Source organism: Burkholderia sp. BCC0397, from assembly GCF_902832865.1.
Classification (GTDB): domain Bacteria; phylum Pseudomonadota; class Gammaproteobacteria; order Burkholderiales; family Burkholderiaceae; genus Burkholderia.
The window spans coordinates 1,031,448-1,047,009 of sequence record NZ_CADFDL010000001.1; the positions used below are offsets into that span (position 1 = coordinate 1,031,448).

The window sequence follows — 15,562 nt, forward strand, 5'->3', positions numbered from 1 at the left end:
CGTCGGCCCGGCACGGGTTACTGTCGCGAAACTGGCTGAATCGTCAGGTTGAGGTGTGCTGGCCGTCGGCCGATTCCGCAGACGGAATGCGCCGCCGCGATGGCGGCGGTTTCGCGCATCGGGCGGCGCTTACAGCTGCTCCATGCCGAAGCGGGCGAGCGCGTCGAGATCGACGACCTCGATCTGGTTGTACGCGAGCCGCAACGCGCCGAGCTTCTCGAGCTGCTGCAGCGCCTGGTTGATCCGCTGGCGCGACACGCCGACGAGCATCCCCAGTTCCTCCTGCGAGATCGACAGCGACGGGCCGGTATCCGGGTACAGCGCGGGGTTGAAGAGCTGCGCGAGCGCCTGCGCGACCCGCGCATCGACGTCGAGCAGCCGGCTGTTCTGGATCGACGCGATGAATTCGCCCATCCGGTTGTTCAACTGATGAATCACGAAGCGCGTGAACGGCAGGCTCGTGTCGAGCAGCGCATGGAACGTGTCGACCGGCACGAACAGCACGGTCGAGCGCTGGATCGCGACGACCTCGTACTTGCGCAGTTCGCGCTTGATCACGCTGCCTTCGCCGAACCAGCCGCCCGACGGCACGCCGGAAAACGTGCAGCCGCGCCCCGACACGTTGAAGATCGCGAGCTTCAGCAGCCCTCGATGGACGCCGATCCAGTATTCGGACGGCGCGAGCCGCTGCGCGATCACGTCGCCGGCGTCGCACTGCTCGACGTGCGACTGGGCAAGCACGAGCGCCTGGTGTTCGGGCGCCAGCGTGCGGAACCACGCGCACTGGCCGAACAGCGTCGCCAGCGGCGGCAGCGGGCCCGGTTCGGGAAGCGTGTCGGCCGGGTGGGCGGCCGCGTCGGGGTGGTCGTGCATGGGTGCGGGTTTGCGAGGATAGGGATAACGCGCAGCGCTCGAGCGGCACTCTGTCGTTTCGATGACAGACGGCTCACAATAACGCCCGTTAGGCTGTCGGCAATTGAACCACATCAAAACGATCCGGGGTGCATGCGCCCCGGTCGACAGAACACGGGAGACAGGATCATGACGCAGATGTTCGAGGCCGGGCTCGGCCGCCGCGATGCCAACTACGTACCGCTCACGCCGATCGATTTCCTGGTCCGCGCGGCCGAAGTCTACGGCGAGCGCACGGCGATCGTGCACGGCGACGTGCGGCGCACGTGGGGCGAAACCCATACACGCGCAAAGCAACTGGCGAGCGCGCTCGCGCAGGCCGGCGTCGCACGCGGCGACACGGTCGCGGCGCTGCTGCCGAACATCCCGGCGATGGTCGAGGCGCACTTCGGCGTACCGATGGCCGGCGCCGTGCTGAACACGATCAACACGCGGCTCGACGTGTCGTCGGTGCTGTTCATGCTGCGTCACGGCGACGCGAAGGTGCTGATCGTCGACACCGAATACGCGGAGGTCGCGCATCGCGCGGCGCTCGAGGTGCCGGGCCTGAAGATCGTCAGCGTGGCCGACGCGATGCCGGCCGACCCCGACCGTTTCGCGGGCGCAACCGACTACGAGACGTTCGTGGCCGGCGGCGACCCCGGCTACGCCTGGACGCCGCCCGCCGACGAATGGGAGGCGATCGCGCTGAACTACACGTCGGGCACGACCGGCGACCCGAAGGGCGTCGTCTACCACCATCGCGGCGCGTATCTCGCCGCGATCAGCAATATCCTCGAATGGGACATGCCGAAGCACGCCGTGTATCTGTGGACGCTGCCGATGTTCCATTGCAACGGCTGGTGCTTCCCGTGGGCCGTCGCGGCGCGCGCGGGCGTGAACGTATGCCTGCGCAAGTTCGACGCGAAGACCGTGTTCGACCTGATCCGCCGCGAGCGCATCACGCACTACTGCGGCGCGCCGATCGTGCAGAGCGCGATCGCGAACGCGCCGGCCGAGCTGCGCGAGGGAATCGACCACACGGTGCACGCGATGGTCGCGGGAGCCGCGCCCGCGCCGGCCGTGATCGCGAAGATGAAGGAGATCGGCTTCGACCTGCTGCACGTGTATGGGCTGACCGAGGTCTACGGCCCGGCGACCGTCTGCGCGAAGCAGGCGCACTGGGAGGCGTTGTCCGACGACGAACGCGCGCGGTTGAATGCACGCCAGGGCGTGCGCTATCACCTCGAAGCGGGCGCGACGGTGCTCGATCCCGACACGATGACGCCGGTGCCGGCCGACGGCGAGACGCTCGGCGAGATCATGTTCCGCGGCAACATCTGCATGAAGGGCTACCTGAAGAACCCGAAGGCGACCGACGAGGCGTTCCACGGCGGCTGGTTCCATACCGGCGATCTCGCGGTGCTGATGCCGGACGGCTATATCCGGATCAAGGATCGCAAGAAGGACATCATCATCTCGGGCGGCGAGAACATCTCGAGCATCGAGGTCGAGGACGCGCTGTACCGCCATCCGGCGGTGGCCGTGGCGGCCGTCGTCGCGATGCCCGACCCGAAATGGGGCGAGGTGCCGTGCGCGTTCGTCGAGCTGCGCGAAGGCGCGAGCGCGACCGAGGAGGAGATCGTCGCGCACTGCCGGCAACTGCTCGCGGGCTTCAAGGTGCCGAAGGCCGTGCGCTTCGGCGAGCTGCCGAAGACGTCGACCGGCAAGATCCAGAAGTTCCAGCTGCGCCATGCGGTCGGCTCGGACAAGGCGATCGACCTCGCGGGCGACAAGAAGTAGGCGGCCGGCTTTCCGCCGCCGCGCGTCGACGATCACGCGATCACGCGATCACGCGTCGCGCTCCAGCCGGAACACGCTCACCGCGTCCGACAGCTGCGCGGCCTGGTCGCGCAACGCGACGGCCGCACGTTCGGCATCCGAGATCAGCGTCGCGTTCTGCTGCGTCGCCTCGCCGATCTGCGTGACGGCCAGGTTCACCTGCTCGATGCCGGTCGACTGCTCGCGCGACGCGGCGCTGATCTCGCCGATCAGCGTGCGGACCTGGTCGACCCGCGCGACGATGTCGCGCATCGTGCCGCGCGCGGCGTCCGCGATCCGGTAACCCTGTTCGACGGTCGTCGACGATTCGGCGCTCAGCGCGTCGATCTCCTTGACCGCGGCCGCACTGCGCTGCGCGAGCGCGCGCACCTCGGCCGCGACCACCGCGAAGCCCTTGCCGTGTTCGCCTGCGCGTGCGGCCTCGACGGCTGCGTTCAGCGCGAGAATGTTGGTCTGGAACGCGATGCCTTCGATCACGCCGGTGATCTCGGCGATCCGGCGCGTCGCGCGGCCGATGTCGTCCATCGTCGCGACCACGCGCTGCACCGCGGCGTCGCCGTTCGTCGCGGCGGCCGATGCGTCCGCGACCAGCGCGTTGGCTTGCGCCGCATGCTCGGCGCTCTGCTGCACGGCGGCGGTGATCTGCTCCATGCTCGCGGCCGTTTGCTCGACGCTGCTCGCCTGCGTCGCGATCCGCGCGGCGATGTCGCCGCTGCCGGCCGCGATACCGACCGTGCCGCGCGCGATGTCGGCCGAGCCGCTGCGCACCTGCGCGACGATCTGCGCGAGGCCGTCGCCGATCCCGTCGACCGCCTGCACGAGCCGGCCGATCTCGTCGTTGCCCGCGCCGTCGTGCGCGTGCGCGCCGTCGCGGATCCGCACGCTGAGATCGCCCGCCGCAAAGCGCTCGGACGCGCGTGCGGCGGCTTCCAGCGGCCGGCTCACGACGCGTCGCACGACGATGACGAACAGCGTCGCGAACGCCGCGACGAGCACGGCGCCGATCATCAGGAAGCGGTTGCGGGTGGCGCGCATCGTGGCGAGCAGTTCGTCGTCGAGCGCGATGCCGCCGACGAGCCATTGCCACTGCGGGATCGTCGTGAAGGACACGACTTTCGCGGTCGGCCCGCGGTCGTGCGCGGCCGGGTCGGTCGACGTGTACGCGAGCCGGCCCTGGCCGGCCGCGAGCATCTGCGCGTAGGGGGCGCGCGTGTCGTCGGCCGGCTGGCCCGCCGCATCGGGATGCACGACGAAGGCGCCGCGCGACGGGCCCTGCGATGCATCGAGCACGAAGTAGTAGCCGTTGTCGCCGATTTTCAGCGAGCGGATGCCGTCTTCGACGAGCTTGAGCTGGGCGCCGATGTCGAGGCCGACGAACAGCGCGCCGATCACGCGGCCGGTCGCGTCGGTCACCGGCTTGTACTGCGTGATGTACGGCCGGCCGAACAGCTTCGCGAGGCCGGTGTAGCTGCGCCCCGCGACCAGCGGCGCGTACGCGGGGCCGGCGCGGTCGAGCTTCGTGCCGACCGCGCGTGCGCCGTCCTGCTTCTTCAGCGACGTCGTGATGCGCACGAAGTCGTCGCCGTCGCGCGCGAAGATCGTCGCGATCGCGCCGCTTTTCTTCAGGAACTGATCGGGAATCGAATAGTCGAGGTCGAGCGGCTGGCCGCCGGCGGACAGCGTCGGCGCGGCGACGCCGCCGATGTCGACGGTGCGAGCCGGGTCGAGCGCGAAGTCGGCCGGCAGGAAGCTCGCGAACAGCGACATCGAACGGTTGGCTTCGGCGGTCAGGGCCTTGTCGAACAGCTCGACCATCGCGCCGATCGACTGCTCCTTGTCGGCAATCCGCGCGTGCGCCTCGTCGGCGAGTTGCTGGCCGGCAAAATGGGCGAGCGCCCATGCGAAAACGGTGAACAGCAGTGCAACGAGCGCGCACGCCAGCGCGGCAAGACGCGTACCGACGCTCACCCGGCCCAATTGGGTCAATCTCATACGGGATCCTGAGTGGGGAGAGAGGGGCGGAACGCACGCGTCACCGCTTGTCGTCAGGTAATCGGCAGTTTCGGCGAATTCTTTAGCGGCGCGCACACGGCGGCGGGGTGCGCCGGCGCGACAGGCGAAACCGGATGACGGACGGCGTCAGTGCACCACGAGCCATGCGACGGCCAGGTAGCGGCCGACTTTCGCGATCGTCACGATCGCGAGAAAGGTCGGCAGCGGCTCGCGCAGCACGCCGGCGATCATCGTGAGCGGATCGCCGATCACCGGCGCCCAGCTCAGCAGCAGCGACCAGCGGCCGTAGCGCGCATACCAGCGCTCGGCGCGCGCGAGCGCCGACGGCTTGACCGGAAACCAGCGGCGCTCGCGGAAGTGCTCGATGCCGCGCCCGAGCGCCCAGTTGATCGCCGAGCCGGCGACGTTGCCGACGCTCGCGACGAGCACCAGCGCCCACACAGGCTCGCGCCCGGCGAGCAGCAGGCCGGCGAGCACGGCTTCGGATTGCAGCGGGAACAGGGTCGCGGCGACCATCGACACGGCGAACAGGCCGCCGTAGGTGAGCAATTCGGACATCGCGCGATTGTACCGGCCAGGCGGCGGCGGGCCCGGGTCACGCGGTCACGGGCTCACCGGCTCACGGCATCACGCGGCATCGGTCGTGCCGAACAGCAGGTGCGAGATCATCGACTTGTCGACCGGTTCGTCGTTGAGCGTGCTGGCGAGCAGTTCGCCCGCGAGCTGCTGCGGCGAGAACACCATGTCGGGTTTCAACAACCGCAGCCGTTCGAGGTTGCGCTGGTGGTTCACGAGCGCGACCGTGCGCACCGACGGCGCGATCTCGCGGATCGCGAGGATGATGAACGCGTTTTCGGCGTCGTCCGAACGCAGCGCGAGCACCGCGCGCGCGGTCGCCGCACCGGCGCTTTCCAGCACCGCATGGTCGGTCGCATCGCCGACGATCAGGTCGGTTGCGGCCGGATAGTTGTGCTCGACGCCGGCCGGCACGACGACGGTCACCGCGTAGCCGCGCTTGCGCAGCCCGTCGTGCACCGCATGCGCGACGGGTGTCGCGCCGACGATCAGGAAATGATGCTTGCGGATCACGTTCGAAATGCCTCCCTTGACGATCCGTTTCAGATTGCCGCCGATCACCGGGCCGACGACCGCGCTGATCGACGTCGCGAATACCGTGATGCCGAGCACGATCACCGATGCGGTGAACAGGCGCGCGGTCGGTGCGTGCGGCACGATGTCGCCGTAGCCGACGGTCGACATCGACACGATCGAGAAATAGACGGCAGTGGCGAGATCGTGGACGGGCGGCGTGAATTCGTCGCCGAGATAGAGCACGCCGAAGGTCGCGTAGATCAGCAGCGACACGATGCTCAGCAACGCGAACAGGCTGCTGGCGGCCACGCTCGCGCGGTCGAAGTGCCGCCAGTAGTACAGCAGCGCGACGACCAGCACGGCCGTATAGACGAACACCGCATGGCTGCGATAGCCGCCGAGCACGCTGATCGCGGCGGCCGCGACCAGCAGCAGGATCGACAGCACCCATGCGACGCGGGCGCGCAGCACGATGCCGATGGCCATCGTCGCGAGGCCGGCTGCGACGACGACCTGCGGCAGGACGACGAGCCCCATGTTGTCGACGAGGTTCAGCGCATCGGCGAGCCACGCGTGATGCAGCCCGAGCCGCGCGTGTTCGACGACGGGGCGCAGCACCATGAGCGCATCGAGTGCGAGCAGGAGGGCGAGATACCAGTGCAGGCCGATCGGCGCGAACAGGCGCCGCAGGCGGGATGTGACGTGCTTCATTCAGTCGCCCGGCAGCCCGGGCATGTCCAACGAAAGAGCCGCTACCCTAAAGCATTCGGCGCCCGGCTGCTTTTTCGAGGGGCCTGGCGGCGGCGTCGACGAAGCCCGCACGCGCGGCCGTTCAGTTCCAGCCGACCATGATCGCGCCCATCCCGACGAGCAGCCCGCCCGTCACGCGGTTCATCGCACGCATCCGCGCCGGCCGCTGCAACGCGCGGCTCAGCCGGTGCGAGAACAGCGCCATCGACGCGACGCCGCCGGCGAACAGCAGCGCGAACGTCGCGGCGAGCAGCAGGTATTGAAGGTTCAGGCTCCAGTCGGCATTCGGGCTGAGGAACTGCGGAAAGAACGACGGAAAGAACAGCAGCGTCTTCGGATTCAGCCCGGAAGTCGCGACGCCGCGCCAGAACAGCGCGCGCCCGGTGTCGGTGTCCGGCGCGGCGCTTGCCGTTCCGGCGCTGGCGTCGGCCGGTGCCGCTGCGCCGGCCGGCGCGCGGCTCAGCCATTGCTTGCCGCCGAGCCACACGAGATACGCGGCGCCGGCCCAGCGCAGCACGCTCAGCGCGTGTTCATCGAGGTGGACCAGCGAGTTCAGGCACAGCGCGGTCAGCGCGAGTTGCAGCAGCACGGCGAGCGTGCCGCCCCAGACGCACGGCAGCGCGCGGCGCCAGCCGGCGCGCAATGCCTGATTCATCGTGAGGAGGTTGACAGGGCCGGGGGCGTAGATGAGGACGGCGGACGCAGCGACGAACGACAGATAAAGCCTGAACGACATGACGGGAAGTGCGGAAACGGGGGAGTCGGGCGCCGGCCCGGGCAGCCGGATAGGCGCGCGGGAGGCGGGGATCGCATGCCTGCATGTCCGGCGCCGCAACTCGTGATTGCGGCCAGGCGTCCCGATGCGAAGGGGTTGTCGCGCGGAGCGTGCCGGACAACAGGCATGGAGAAAATGTATCAAGTGGCCCGGTTAAAAGGCTTCCTGTTTTCCAGCAAAACACACCCGAAACCGGAATCCTGTTCGGCTAGAATTCGAATTTTCAGTAGAAGATTCTTTCCGCCATGGCTACCCGCGAACGCTCGCCGAAAACCCTCGACAACCAGGACCGCAAGATCCTCGGTGCCTTGCAAAAAAATGCGCGTCTGTCGAACGCCGAACTGGCCGAACAGATCGGCATGTCGACCACCGCATGCTGGAACCGCACGCGGCAGCTCGAACTCGACGGTTACATCGACGGCTACGTCGCGCTGGTGAACCAGCGCATGCTCGGCTATGCGGACATCGTGATCCTCGAAGTCACGCTCGACCGCCACGAAGACGACGCGCTCGCGCGGTTCGGCGCCGAACTCGCGGCGCTGCCCGAGGTGCTCGAGGCGTATCTCGTGTCGGGCGAATACGACTACTGGATCAAGGTCGCGGTGGACGGCACGGCCGGCTACGAACGCTTCCTGCGCGAGAAGCTGTACCGGATTTCGAGCATCCGCCACAGTCGCTCGATGTTCGCGCTGCGGTGCATGAAAGACGTGCCGTCGATTCAGGTGTGAGGAGGGCGGCGCAGGGCGGCGCATCGTCGTGACGACGAGGTTGGCGGCCGTGCTGAAGAAGGGCGGGAATCGGGCTGTCGCGGCGAGTGCGCGCGGCCCGACAGCGAATGCAGGCGGGAAATACCAGCGGGGCAGGAAAACGGATGAATCTTCCGCTGCGACCGCTCCGATGCCGGACGCGGCGGCCGTCAGGCGCGCGTCCCGGCAAGCGGGTCAGGGTCAGGCCGGTTATCGTGCCGCCGGCCGGCGGCCAGTCGCTGCGCTCAGCGCGGCAGGCGTGCGTGCGCTTCAGCGATGATTGCGCAGTTCTCGAGGTGCAGTGCCCAAGCTTCTGCGAGCAGTTCGCCAACACGTGCGAGCCAGCCAGCGGATTCGGTGGAACGGTTCGAGACATTAGACGTTTGCATGACGAAACCCCATATAGGTGGTGAGTTAGGGATAACCCTAATCATAGAGAAACTTCGCCGCCTTGTGAAATGCGATTTCGTTATATGAGAATTACTGACAATTCATGTTGCTGCGGCGCAACATGAATTTTTGGCGCGCCCGCGTCCGTGCTCGCCTTCGCGTGGCGACCAGGCGTGACGAGGCCGTGGCGAGCACCGCCTCGCGTTGACCAGGCAAGAGAGGAAGGCCGAGTGGCGGCGAGACGGCGCGGCGATGGGCCGACGATTACCCGCCGATCCACCCGAAGCGCCAGGACAGCCGCCGAGTCGCGGCCCGCAGCGTCTGCGCCAGTTCGCTGTCCGGCCCGCGCGGGAAGCCGCGCGACGAGCCGATGATCGCGATCACGAGCCGGATGCTGCCGGTGTGATCGAACACGGGGGCGGCAATCGTCCCGATGCCGGGCACCGGCGCGTCGAACGCGAAATCGAGTTCGTCCGCGCGGATCGCCGCGAGCCGCGCGCGGAAGGCCGCGTCGTCCGGGGCGGCGGGCGCGCCGGCGAGGCGCACCGGTTCGTTGGCGAGCAGATCGGCCAGCACGTCGTCGGACATGCCGGACGCGAAAATCCGGCCGATCGCCGTATTGACGAGCGACATCACGGTGCCGACCTGCAGGCTCACGTGCTGCGGCCGCGCCGATTCCTCGAGCCGGATCACGGTCGGCCCGAGCGGCCCGAGCGTCGCGGCGGCCACGCTCATGTCGGTCGCGCCGGCGAGCGCGACGATCTCGGCTTCCGCGTCGCGCGTCGGCGACACGCGCTGCATCGCGATCAGGCCGAGCGCCTGCGCGAGCGGGCCGCCGTCGAAGCAGCCGGCGTCGTCGCGGCTCAGCAGGCCGATCTTCTGCAGGCTGACGAGATGCGGAAACGCCTTCGCGGCCGGCATGCCGGCCGCCGTCGCGAGATCGCGCAGCGGCAGCGCGCGGCCCGCCGACACCAGCGCGAGCAGCAGCTCGCCGGTGCTGTCGAGCGCATTGATCCCGCGCTGCGCTTTGGCGTCGTCGGCCAGCGCGGGCGGTACGCGCGCGGCGCCCGGCGCCGGCGCGGGCGCCGGTTCCGCACGCGCCGCGCCGAGCGACGCGGTGGCTTGCCGCGCCGCGTCGCGCAAGGCCGCCGCGATCGGGCCGTCCCAGTCGACATCGATCGATCCCGTCGAACCGATCACCGTCAACGCGAGCTGCAGATGCCCGTGCGCATCGAAGACGGGCACGCACATGCCGCTGACGCCCGGGCTCGGCCGGTCGATGCTGCGTTCGATGCCGCGCGCGCGGATCGCGTCGAGTTCGACGTGTTGCGCCTCGGCGTCCGGCGCGACCGACCCGCCTTCGGCGCCGGCGAGCGTATCGCCCGCACCGGCCTGGCTGGCCGCCATCGCGTCGAGTTGCGTGGGGTCGCCGAACGCGCGGAACACCCGGCCGGTCGCCGTCGTGTCGAGCGACATCACCGAACCGACGTGCAGGTTCATGTGCAACGGATAGCCGCCGTGCTCGATGCGCACGATCGTCGGGCCGAGCACGCCCGGCACCGACAGCGCGACGCTCAGGCCGACCGTTTCCGCGAGTCGCGCCGCGTGCGGCAGCGTCGCGCGGTAGGCCGGCTGGCGCTCGATCGACATCAGCCCGAGCCGCAGCGACAGCGGGCCCGGCTCGTAGTTGCCGGTGATCGCATCGCGTTTCACGAGCGCGAGCCGCGTCAGGCTCACGAGATAGGTGTGCGCCTGCGCGGTGGAGAGATCGGCCGCCGCGGCCAGCTCCGACAGCCCGAGCGGCTTGCGCCGGCGCGCGAACGCGTCGAGCAGCCGGCCGCCGACCTCGACACTCTGGATGCCGCGCTGCGCCTTGGGCGGCGCATCGTCCGCGCTGACTTCGTGGTTCTGCACGCGATGATTCTTCCGTTGACGAAACCCCGCATGGTATCCGACGCCATTTCTCGCGCCAGCCCGCAGGTTTACCCGTATTAGACAATAACAAGCGCGTTTGCCATTGACAAATATTCGAGGCAAGCAGATGATCCGCTCATTCCCCTCAACACATGGCTCGCAGCCACGGAACGCACAATGGCCAAAGCATTCGCCTCCCAAGCCGATCTGGAAGAGAAGAAAGTCACCTGGACGAAGCTGTCCGAGAACGCGTACGCGTACACAGCCGAAGGCGACCCGAACTCGGGCGTGATCATTGGCGACGACAGCGTACTGATCGTCGATACGACCGCGACGCCCGCGATGGCGCAGGACCTGATCGCGAAGATCCGCAGCGTGACCGACAAGCCGATCAAGCACGTGGTGCTGTCGCACTACCACGCGGTGCGCGTGCTCGGCGCGTCCGCGTACTTCGACGAAGGCGCGCAGCAGGTGATCGCGAGCCGCGGCACGTACGAGATGATCGTCGAGCGCGGCGAGGCCGACATGAAGTCGGAGATCGAGCGCTTCCCGCGCCTGTTTGCCGGTGTCGAGACGGTGCCGGGCCTGACCTGGCCGACGCTCGTGTTCGAGCGCGAGATCACGCTGTTCCTCGGCAAGCTCGAAGTGAAGATCATGCACGTCGGCTCGGGCCACACGAAGGGCGACACGATCGTGTGGCTGCCGTCGCAGAAGGTGCTGTTCTCGGGCGACCTCGTCGAATACGACGCCGCGTGCTATTGCGGCGACGCGCAGCTCGAACAGTGGCCGGCCACGCTCGAGGCGCTGCGCGCGCTCGGCGCGGAAAAGCTCGTGCCGGGCCGCGGCCCCGCGCTGCTGAATCCGGCCGAGGTCGACAAGGGCCTCGACTACACGAAGGATTTCGTCACGACGCTGCTCGCGCAGGGCCGCAAGGCGGTCGAGCGCAATCTCGACCTGAAGGCGGCGATGGCGCTCACGCGCGAAGCGATGGACCCGAAGTTCGGCCACGTGTTCATCTACGAGCACTGTTTGCCGTTCGACGTGTCGCGCGCGTTCGACGAGGCGAGCGGCATCGCGCATCCGCGCATCTGGACCGCGCAGCGCGACAAGGACATGTGGGCCGCGCTGCAGGACTGAGCGGTGCACGGCGGCGGGGCGGCGTTCACCTGATCGCCTTGCCGTTTTCCTGAAGGTTGCGGCATTCGCGGCGGCATCGCGCCGCGGTGCCGGCAGCCGTATCCGGTCTCACAAGAAAGCAGGGCGCATGCACGCCCTCGGAGACTGCTGCGCGCTCGACATCGCGCGGCCCGTTTGGAGAGAGACATGCCCCAATCGCTTCCCGCCGAAGCGACGCTCGCGCACGCGAGCGCTTCGGCGCCGATTTCCGCATCCGCATCCGCATCCAGCGACGCGCTGCTGTTCCGCAAGATCGCGTGGCGGATCGTCCCGTTCCTGTTCCTCTGCTACGTCGTGTCGTTTCTCGACCGCATCAACATCGGCTTCGCGCAGTTGCAGATGAAGCACGATCTCGGCTTTAGCGATGCGATGTACGGCCTCGGCGCCGCGGTGTTCTACGTTGGCTACGTGTTCTGCGAAGTGCCGAGCAACATGCTGCTCGCGCGGTTCGGCGCGCGCCGCACGTTCACGCGGATCATGCTGCTGTGGGGCATCGCGTCGACCGGGATGATGTTCGTGTCGCAGCCGTCGCATTTCTACGTGCTGCGCTTCCTGCTCGGCGTGTTCGAGGCCGGCTTCTTCCCCGGCATCGTGCTGTACCTGACCTACTGGTTCCCCGCGAACCGGCGCGCGGCGGCGATCTCGGTGTTCTTCGCGGGCGTCGCGGTGGCCGGCGTGCTCGGCGGGCTGATGTCCGGCTGGATCATGCGCGACATGAGCGGCGTGCTCGGTCTGCACGGCTGGCAGTGGATGTTCGCGATCGAAGGCGCGCCGGCGATCCTGCTCGCGTTCGCCGCGTTCACGTTCCTCGTCGACCGGCCGCAGGACGCCACATGGCTCACGTCCGACGAAAAGGCGCGCGTCGCCGCGCTGTGCGCCGAAGGCCGCGCACCCGGCGGTGCGCACGACGGACGCAGCGTGATGGCCGCGCTCGCGAACCCGCGCGTGTACCTGTTCGCGTTCATCTATTTCTCGCTGACCTGCGCGTCGCTGACGCTCAACTTCTGGATGCCGCTGATGATCCGCGACTTCGGCGTGACCGACGTCGTCGCCGTGAGCCTCTACACGGTCGTGCCGAATGCGGTGGGCGCGGTGGGGCTGGTCCTGATCGCGCGCCGCTCGGACCGCACCGGCGAGCGCCGCAAGCACTTCGCGTGCTGCACGATCGGCGGCGGCCTCGCGCTCGCGGCGCTGACGCTGCACCTGCACAGCTTCGCGGCGATGCTCGCGTGCCTGTCGATCGCGGCGACGCTGATCTTCGCCGCGCTGCCGATCTTCTGGGCCGTGCCGACCCGCTACCTGTCCGGCAACGCGGCCGCGGCCGGGATCGCGCTGATCAGCAGCATCGGGATCACGAGCGGCATCGTCAGCCCGTGGGTGATCGGGATGATCCGCACGCGCACGGGCAGCATGGATCTGGCCGTGTATCTGCTCGCTGCGCTGCTGGTCGCGAGCGGCGTGGCGCTGATGGTCGGCGTGAAGGGCGAAGGCGCGCGGCGCGGCTGAGCACGTGACGACCGGTCGCTGCCCGTGGGCGGCGGCGACCGGCGATTTCTCTCCGTCCGCACCCGAATCCATCGAGGAGACGATCGATGTCAGCCCCTCTTCAAGCGCACGCCGCACCGGCCGTCGCGTCCGGCGCCGGTTCGATGGACTCGGCCGGCAACGACGTGCTGTACCGCCGCATCGGCATGCGCATCGTGCCGTTCCTGTTCATCTGTTACATCGTATCGATCCTCGACCGCAGCAACATCGGCTTTGCGCAGTTGCAGATGCGGCAGGATCTCGGCCTGACCGACGCGATGTACAGTCTCGGCGCGGTGCTGTTCTTCGTCGGCTACGTGCTGTTCGAGGTGCCGAGCAACGCGCTGCTGCGCCGCTTCGGCGCGCGCCGCACGTTCGCGCGGATCATGTTCCTGTGGGGCGCGGTGTCGGTCGCGATGATCACCGTCGACAGCGCGAAGCAGTTCTACGTGCTGCGCTTCCTGCTCGGGCTGTTCGAGGCCGGGTTCTTTCCGGGCGTGGTGTTCTACCTGACGTACTGGTATCCGGCGCGGCGACGCGCGTCGGTGCTGTCGATTTTCTACGCGGGCGTCGCGGTGGCCGGGATGGTCGGTGGGCTGCTGTCGGGCTGGCTGATGCGCGGGATGTCCGGCGTGCTCGGGCTGCACGGCTGGCGATGGATGTTCGCGATCGAGGGCGCGCCCGCGATCCTGCTCGGCGTGATCGCGTGGTTCTGGCTGTGCGACTGCCCCGAACACGCGAGTTGGCTGTCCGACGACGACCGGCAGCGGCTCGCGGCCGACCTCGCCGCGGATCGCGCGGATGCCCCAGCGCACGCGGCTGCTTCGCTGCGGCAGGTGCTGGCCGAGCCGCGCACCTATCTGTTCGCGTTCATCTATTTCTCGCTGACGACCGCGCTGCTGATGCTGCTGTTCTGGATGCCGCTGATGATTCGCGAATTCGGCATTCACGACGTCGTGCACATCAGCCTGCTGTCGATCGTGCCGAACGCGATCGGCGCGGCGGGCCTGATCGCGATCGCGCGGCGCTCGGACCGCAAGCGCGAACGCCGCCGGCATTTCGCCGCGTGTGCGTTTGGCGGCGCGGTGGCGCTCGCGCTGCTGACGCTGCACCCGCCGAGCATCGTCGCGATGATGGCGCTGCTGTCGGTCGCAGCGATGCTGATCTTCGCCGCGCATCCGGTGTTCTGGGCCGTGCCGTCCGCGTATTTCTCGGGCGCAGGCGCGGCAGGCGGGATCGCGCTGATCAGCAGCATCGGCGTGTCGAGCGGGATGATCACGCCGTGGATCGTCGGGCTGATCCGCACGCGAACCGGCAGCATGGACCCGGCGATGCTGATGATCGCGGCGCTGCTGGCCGCGTGCGCGGTCGCGATGCTGCTGGGCGTGCGGGCGACGCCGCAGGAGCCGGCGCACGGGCCGCGTTGATCGACCTGCGCCGGATGCATCGACGCGGCGGGCCGGACGATGCCGTCCGGCCCGCGCTCGGTGAGCAACGGCCACGCGAGATGCCGGCCTGGCCCGGGCGCGATGCCGATACTGTCCGACTAGCGCACGGCCGCGTAGCGCGGGGCCGGCGTATCGGCCGACAAATGCGGCGCCATCGTGCGGCGCGCGGCCTCGTACGCGTCCCATTCGTCGCCCGCATGCAGCGACGGAATCGTCACCAGTTCGCCGCGATCGAACCCGACCAGCGCTGCATCGACCAGGTCCGGCGCCGTCATCACGATTTCCTTCGGCAGGTGCTCGAGCGGCAGGCCGCCCGTCTGCCAGAAATCGGTGGCCGTCGCGCCGGGCAGCACGGCCTGCACCTGCACGCCCTGGTCGGCGAGCTCGTGATGCAGCGACTGGCTGAACGCGAGCACGAACGCCTTGCTGCCGCCGTACACGCCGTTCAGCGTTTCCGGCGAGATCGCGACGATCGACGAAATGTTGATCACCGCGCCGTGGCCGCGTGCGACGAAACCCGGCACGGCCGCATAGGTCAGGCGCGTGAGCGCGGTCACGTTCAGGTCGATCATCCGCGTCATCGCGTCGACGTCGCTGTCGAGCAGCGGCGCATGCGTGCCGATGCCGGCGTTGTTCACGAGCAGCGTGATGCTCGCGTCCTGTTTCAGCTTGGCTTCGACGGCGGCGAGCGCCGTGCGGTCGTTGAGATCCGCGTCGACGATCTCGACGCTGCGCTGTGTGTCGTTCGTGATGCGGTCGGCGAGGGCGTTCAGCCGGTCGCGGCTGCGCGCGACCAGGATCAGGTCGTAGCCGCGGCGCGCGAGGCGGTCCGCGTAGACGGCGCCGATGCCCGACGACGCGCCGGTAATGAGGGCGGTACCGCGATGTGCTTGCGTCATGATGTGCTCCGTTTCGATGAGGATGGCCGGATGGCGTGAAGGCATTCTGGCCTCGAAGCGTTGCGACACAAATGACGTAGATGGGTATGATTCATGACATCG

General features: G+C 68.6%; 12 protein-coding genes. 5 read left to right on the forward strand and 7 right to left on the reverse strand.

The window, feature by feature from the left end; genetic code table 11:
• Nucleotides 1-129: 129 nt before the first annotated feature.
• A complete protein-coding gene (locus HWX03_RS04600; protein ID WP_175870404.1) occupies nt 130-873 on the reverse strand; it encodes a Crp/Fnr family transcriptional regulator in 744 nt (247 codons plus the stop codon).
• 168 nt (nt 874-1,041) lie between these two features.
• Between HWX03_RS04600 and HWX03_RS04605 the strand changes: the two genes are divergently transcribed.
• A complete protein-coding gene (locus HWX03_RS04605; protein WP_175870405.1) occupies nt 1,042-2,694 on the forward strand; it encodes an acyl-CoA synthetase in 1,653 nt (550 codons plus the stop codon).
• 48 nt (nt 2,695-2,742) lie between these two features.
• Here the strand turns inward: HWX03_RS04605 and HWX03_RS04610 are convergent, their stop codons facing one another.
• The 4 genes from HWX03_RS04610 to HWX03_RS04625 all read right to left on the reverse strand — a co-directional run bounded on the left by HWX03_RS04610 (nt 2,743) and on the right by HWX03_RS04625 (nt 7,324).
• Nucleotides 2,743-4,725 carry a methyl-accepting chemotaxis protein gene (locus tag HWX03_RS04610; RefSeq protein ID WP_175870406.1) on the reverse strand — a complete coding sequence of 661 codons (1,983 nt, stop codon included), beginning with the start codon at nt 4,723-4,725 and terminating at the stop codon, nt 2,743-2,745.
• A gap of 147 nt (nt 4,726-4,872) precedes the next feature.
• Nucleotides 4,873-5,304 carry a YqaA family protein gene (locus HWX03_RS04615; RefSeq protein ID WP_175870407.1) on the reverse strand — a complete coding sequence of 144 codons (432 nt, stop codon included), beginning with the start codon at nt 5,302-5,304 and terminating at the stop codon, nt 4,873-4,875.
• A 69-nt stretch (nt 5,305-5,373) separates the two neighbouring features.
• Nucleotides 5,374-6,549, reverse strand: a complete 1,176-nt coding sequence (gene kch, locus HWX03_RS04620) for a voltage-gated potassium channel protein (RefSeq protein ID WP_175870408.1) — start codon at nt 6,547-6,549, stop codon at nt 5,374-5,376.
• 121 nt (nt 6,550-6,670) lie between these two features.
• Nucleotides 6,671-7,324, reverse strand: a complete 654-nt coding sequence (locus tag HWX03_RS04625; protein WP_175870409.1) for a LysE family translocator — start codon at nt 7,322-7,324, stop codon at nt 6,671-6,673.
• Between the two features lie 284 nt (nt 7,325-7,608).
• Here HWX03_RS04625 and HWX03_RS04630 point away from each other — a divergent pair, with 284 nt between their 5' ends.
• Nucleotides 7,609-8,091 (forward strand): Lrp/AsnC family transcriptional regulator, encoded by a 483-nt coding sequence (locus HWX03_RS04630; protein WP_175733155.1) that lies wholly within the window; start codon nt 7,609-7,611, stop codon nt 8,089-8,091.
• 672 nt (nt 8,092-8,763) lie between these two features.
• Here the strand turns inward: HWX03_RS04630 and HWX03_RS04635 are convergent.
• Nucleotides 8,764-10,413, reverse strand: coding sequence for an IclR family transcriptional regulator C-terminal domain-containing protein (locus HWX03_RS04635; protein WP_175870410.1), 1,650 nt, complete (start codon nt 10,411-10,413; stop codon nt 8,764-8,766).
• A gap of 177 nt (nt 10,414-10,590) precedes the next feature.
• Here HWX03_RS04635 and HWX03_RS04640 point away from each other — a divergent pair, with 177 nt between their 5' ends.
• The 3 genes from HWX03_RS04640 to HWX03_RS04650 all read left to right on the forward strand — a co-directional run bounded on the left by HWX03_RS04640 (nt 10,591) and on the right by HWX03_RS04650 (nt 14,540).
• The gene (locus HWX03_RS04640; protein WP_174992242.1) at nt 10,591-11,550 is read left to right on the forward strand and encodes an MBL fold metallo-hydrolase; all 960 of its coding nucleotides are present in this window, start codon (nt 10,591-10,593) and stop codon (nt 11,548-11,550) included.
• Between the two features lie 186 nt (nt 11,551-11,736).
• A complete protein-coding gene (locus HWX03_RS04645) occupies nt 11,737-13,095 on the forward strand; it encodes an MFS transporter (protein ID WP_175870411.1) in 1,359 nt (452 codons plus the stop codon).
• An 86-nt stretch (nt 13,096-13,181) separates the two neighbouring features.
• Nucleotides 13,182-14,540, forward strand: a complete 1,359-nt coding sequence (locus tag HWX03_RS04650) for an MFS transporter (protein ID WP_175870412.1) — start codon at nt 13,182-13,184, stop codon at nt 14,538-14,540.
• Between the two features lie 119 nt (nt 14,541-14,659).
• Here HWX03_RS04650 and HWX03_RS04655 read toward each other — a convergent pair whose 3' ends face one another.
• Nucleotides 14,660-15,460 carry an SDR family oxidoreductase gene (locus tag HWX03_RS04655; RefSeq protein WP_175870413.1) on the reverse strand — a complete coding sequence of 267 codons (801 nt, stop codon included), beginning with the start codon at nt 15,458-15,460 and terminating at the stop codon, nt 14,660-14,662.
• Between the last annotated feature and the right edge of the window lie 102 nt (nt 15,461-15,562).

Excerpts from the sequence above, each read along its gene's own strand:
- HWX03_RS04605 (WP_175870405.1), top strand. The coding sequence starts at position 1,042 with ATGACGCAGATGTTCGAGGCCGGGCTCGGCCGCCGCGATGCCAACTAC.
- HWX03_RS04650 (WP_175870412.1), top strand. The coding sequence starts at position 13,182 with ATGTCAGCCCCTCTTCAAGCGCACGCCGCACCGGCCGTCGCGTCCGGC.
- HWX03_RS04610 (WP_175870406.1), bottom strand. The coding sequence starts at position 4,725 with ATGAGATTGACCCAATTGGGCCGGGTGAGCGTCGGTACGCGTCTTGCC.
- HWX03_RS04615 (WP_175870407.1), bottom strand. The coding sequence starts at position 5,304 with ATGTCCGAATTGCTCACCTACGGCGGCCTGTTCGCCGTGTCGATGGTC.
- HWX03_RS04600 (WP_175870404.1), bottom strand. The coding sequence starts at position 873 with ATGCACGACCACCCCGACGCGGCCGCCCACCCGGCCGACACGCTTCCC.
- HWX03_RS04625 (WP_175870409.1), bottom strand. The coding sequence starts at position 7,324 with ATGTCGTTCAGGCTTTATCTGTCGTTCGTCGCTGCGTCCGCCGTCCTC.
- HWX03_RS04640 (WP_174992242.1), top strand. The coding sequence starts at position 10,591 with ATGGCCAAAGCATTCGCCTCCCAAGCCGATCTGGAAGAGAAGAAAGTC.
- HWX03_RS04630 (WP_175733155.1), top strand. The coding sequence starts at position 7,609 with ATGGCTACCCGCGAACGCTCGCCGAAAACCCTCGACAACCAGGACCGC.
- HWX03_RS04655 (WP_175870413.1), bottom strand. The coding sequence starts at position 15,460 with ATGACGCAAGCACATCGCGGTACCGCCCTCATTACCGGCGCGTCGTCG.
- HWX03_RS04645 (WP_175870411.1), top strand. The coding sequence starts at position 11,737 with ATGCCCCAATCGCTTCCCGCCGAAGCGACGCTCGCGCACGCGAGCGCT.
- kch (WP_175870408.1), bottom strand. The coding sequence starts at position 6,549 with ATGAAGCACGTCACATCCCGCCTGCGGCGCCTGTTCGCGCCGATCGGC.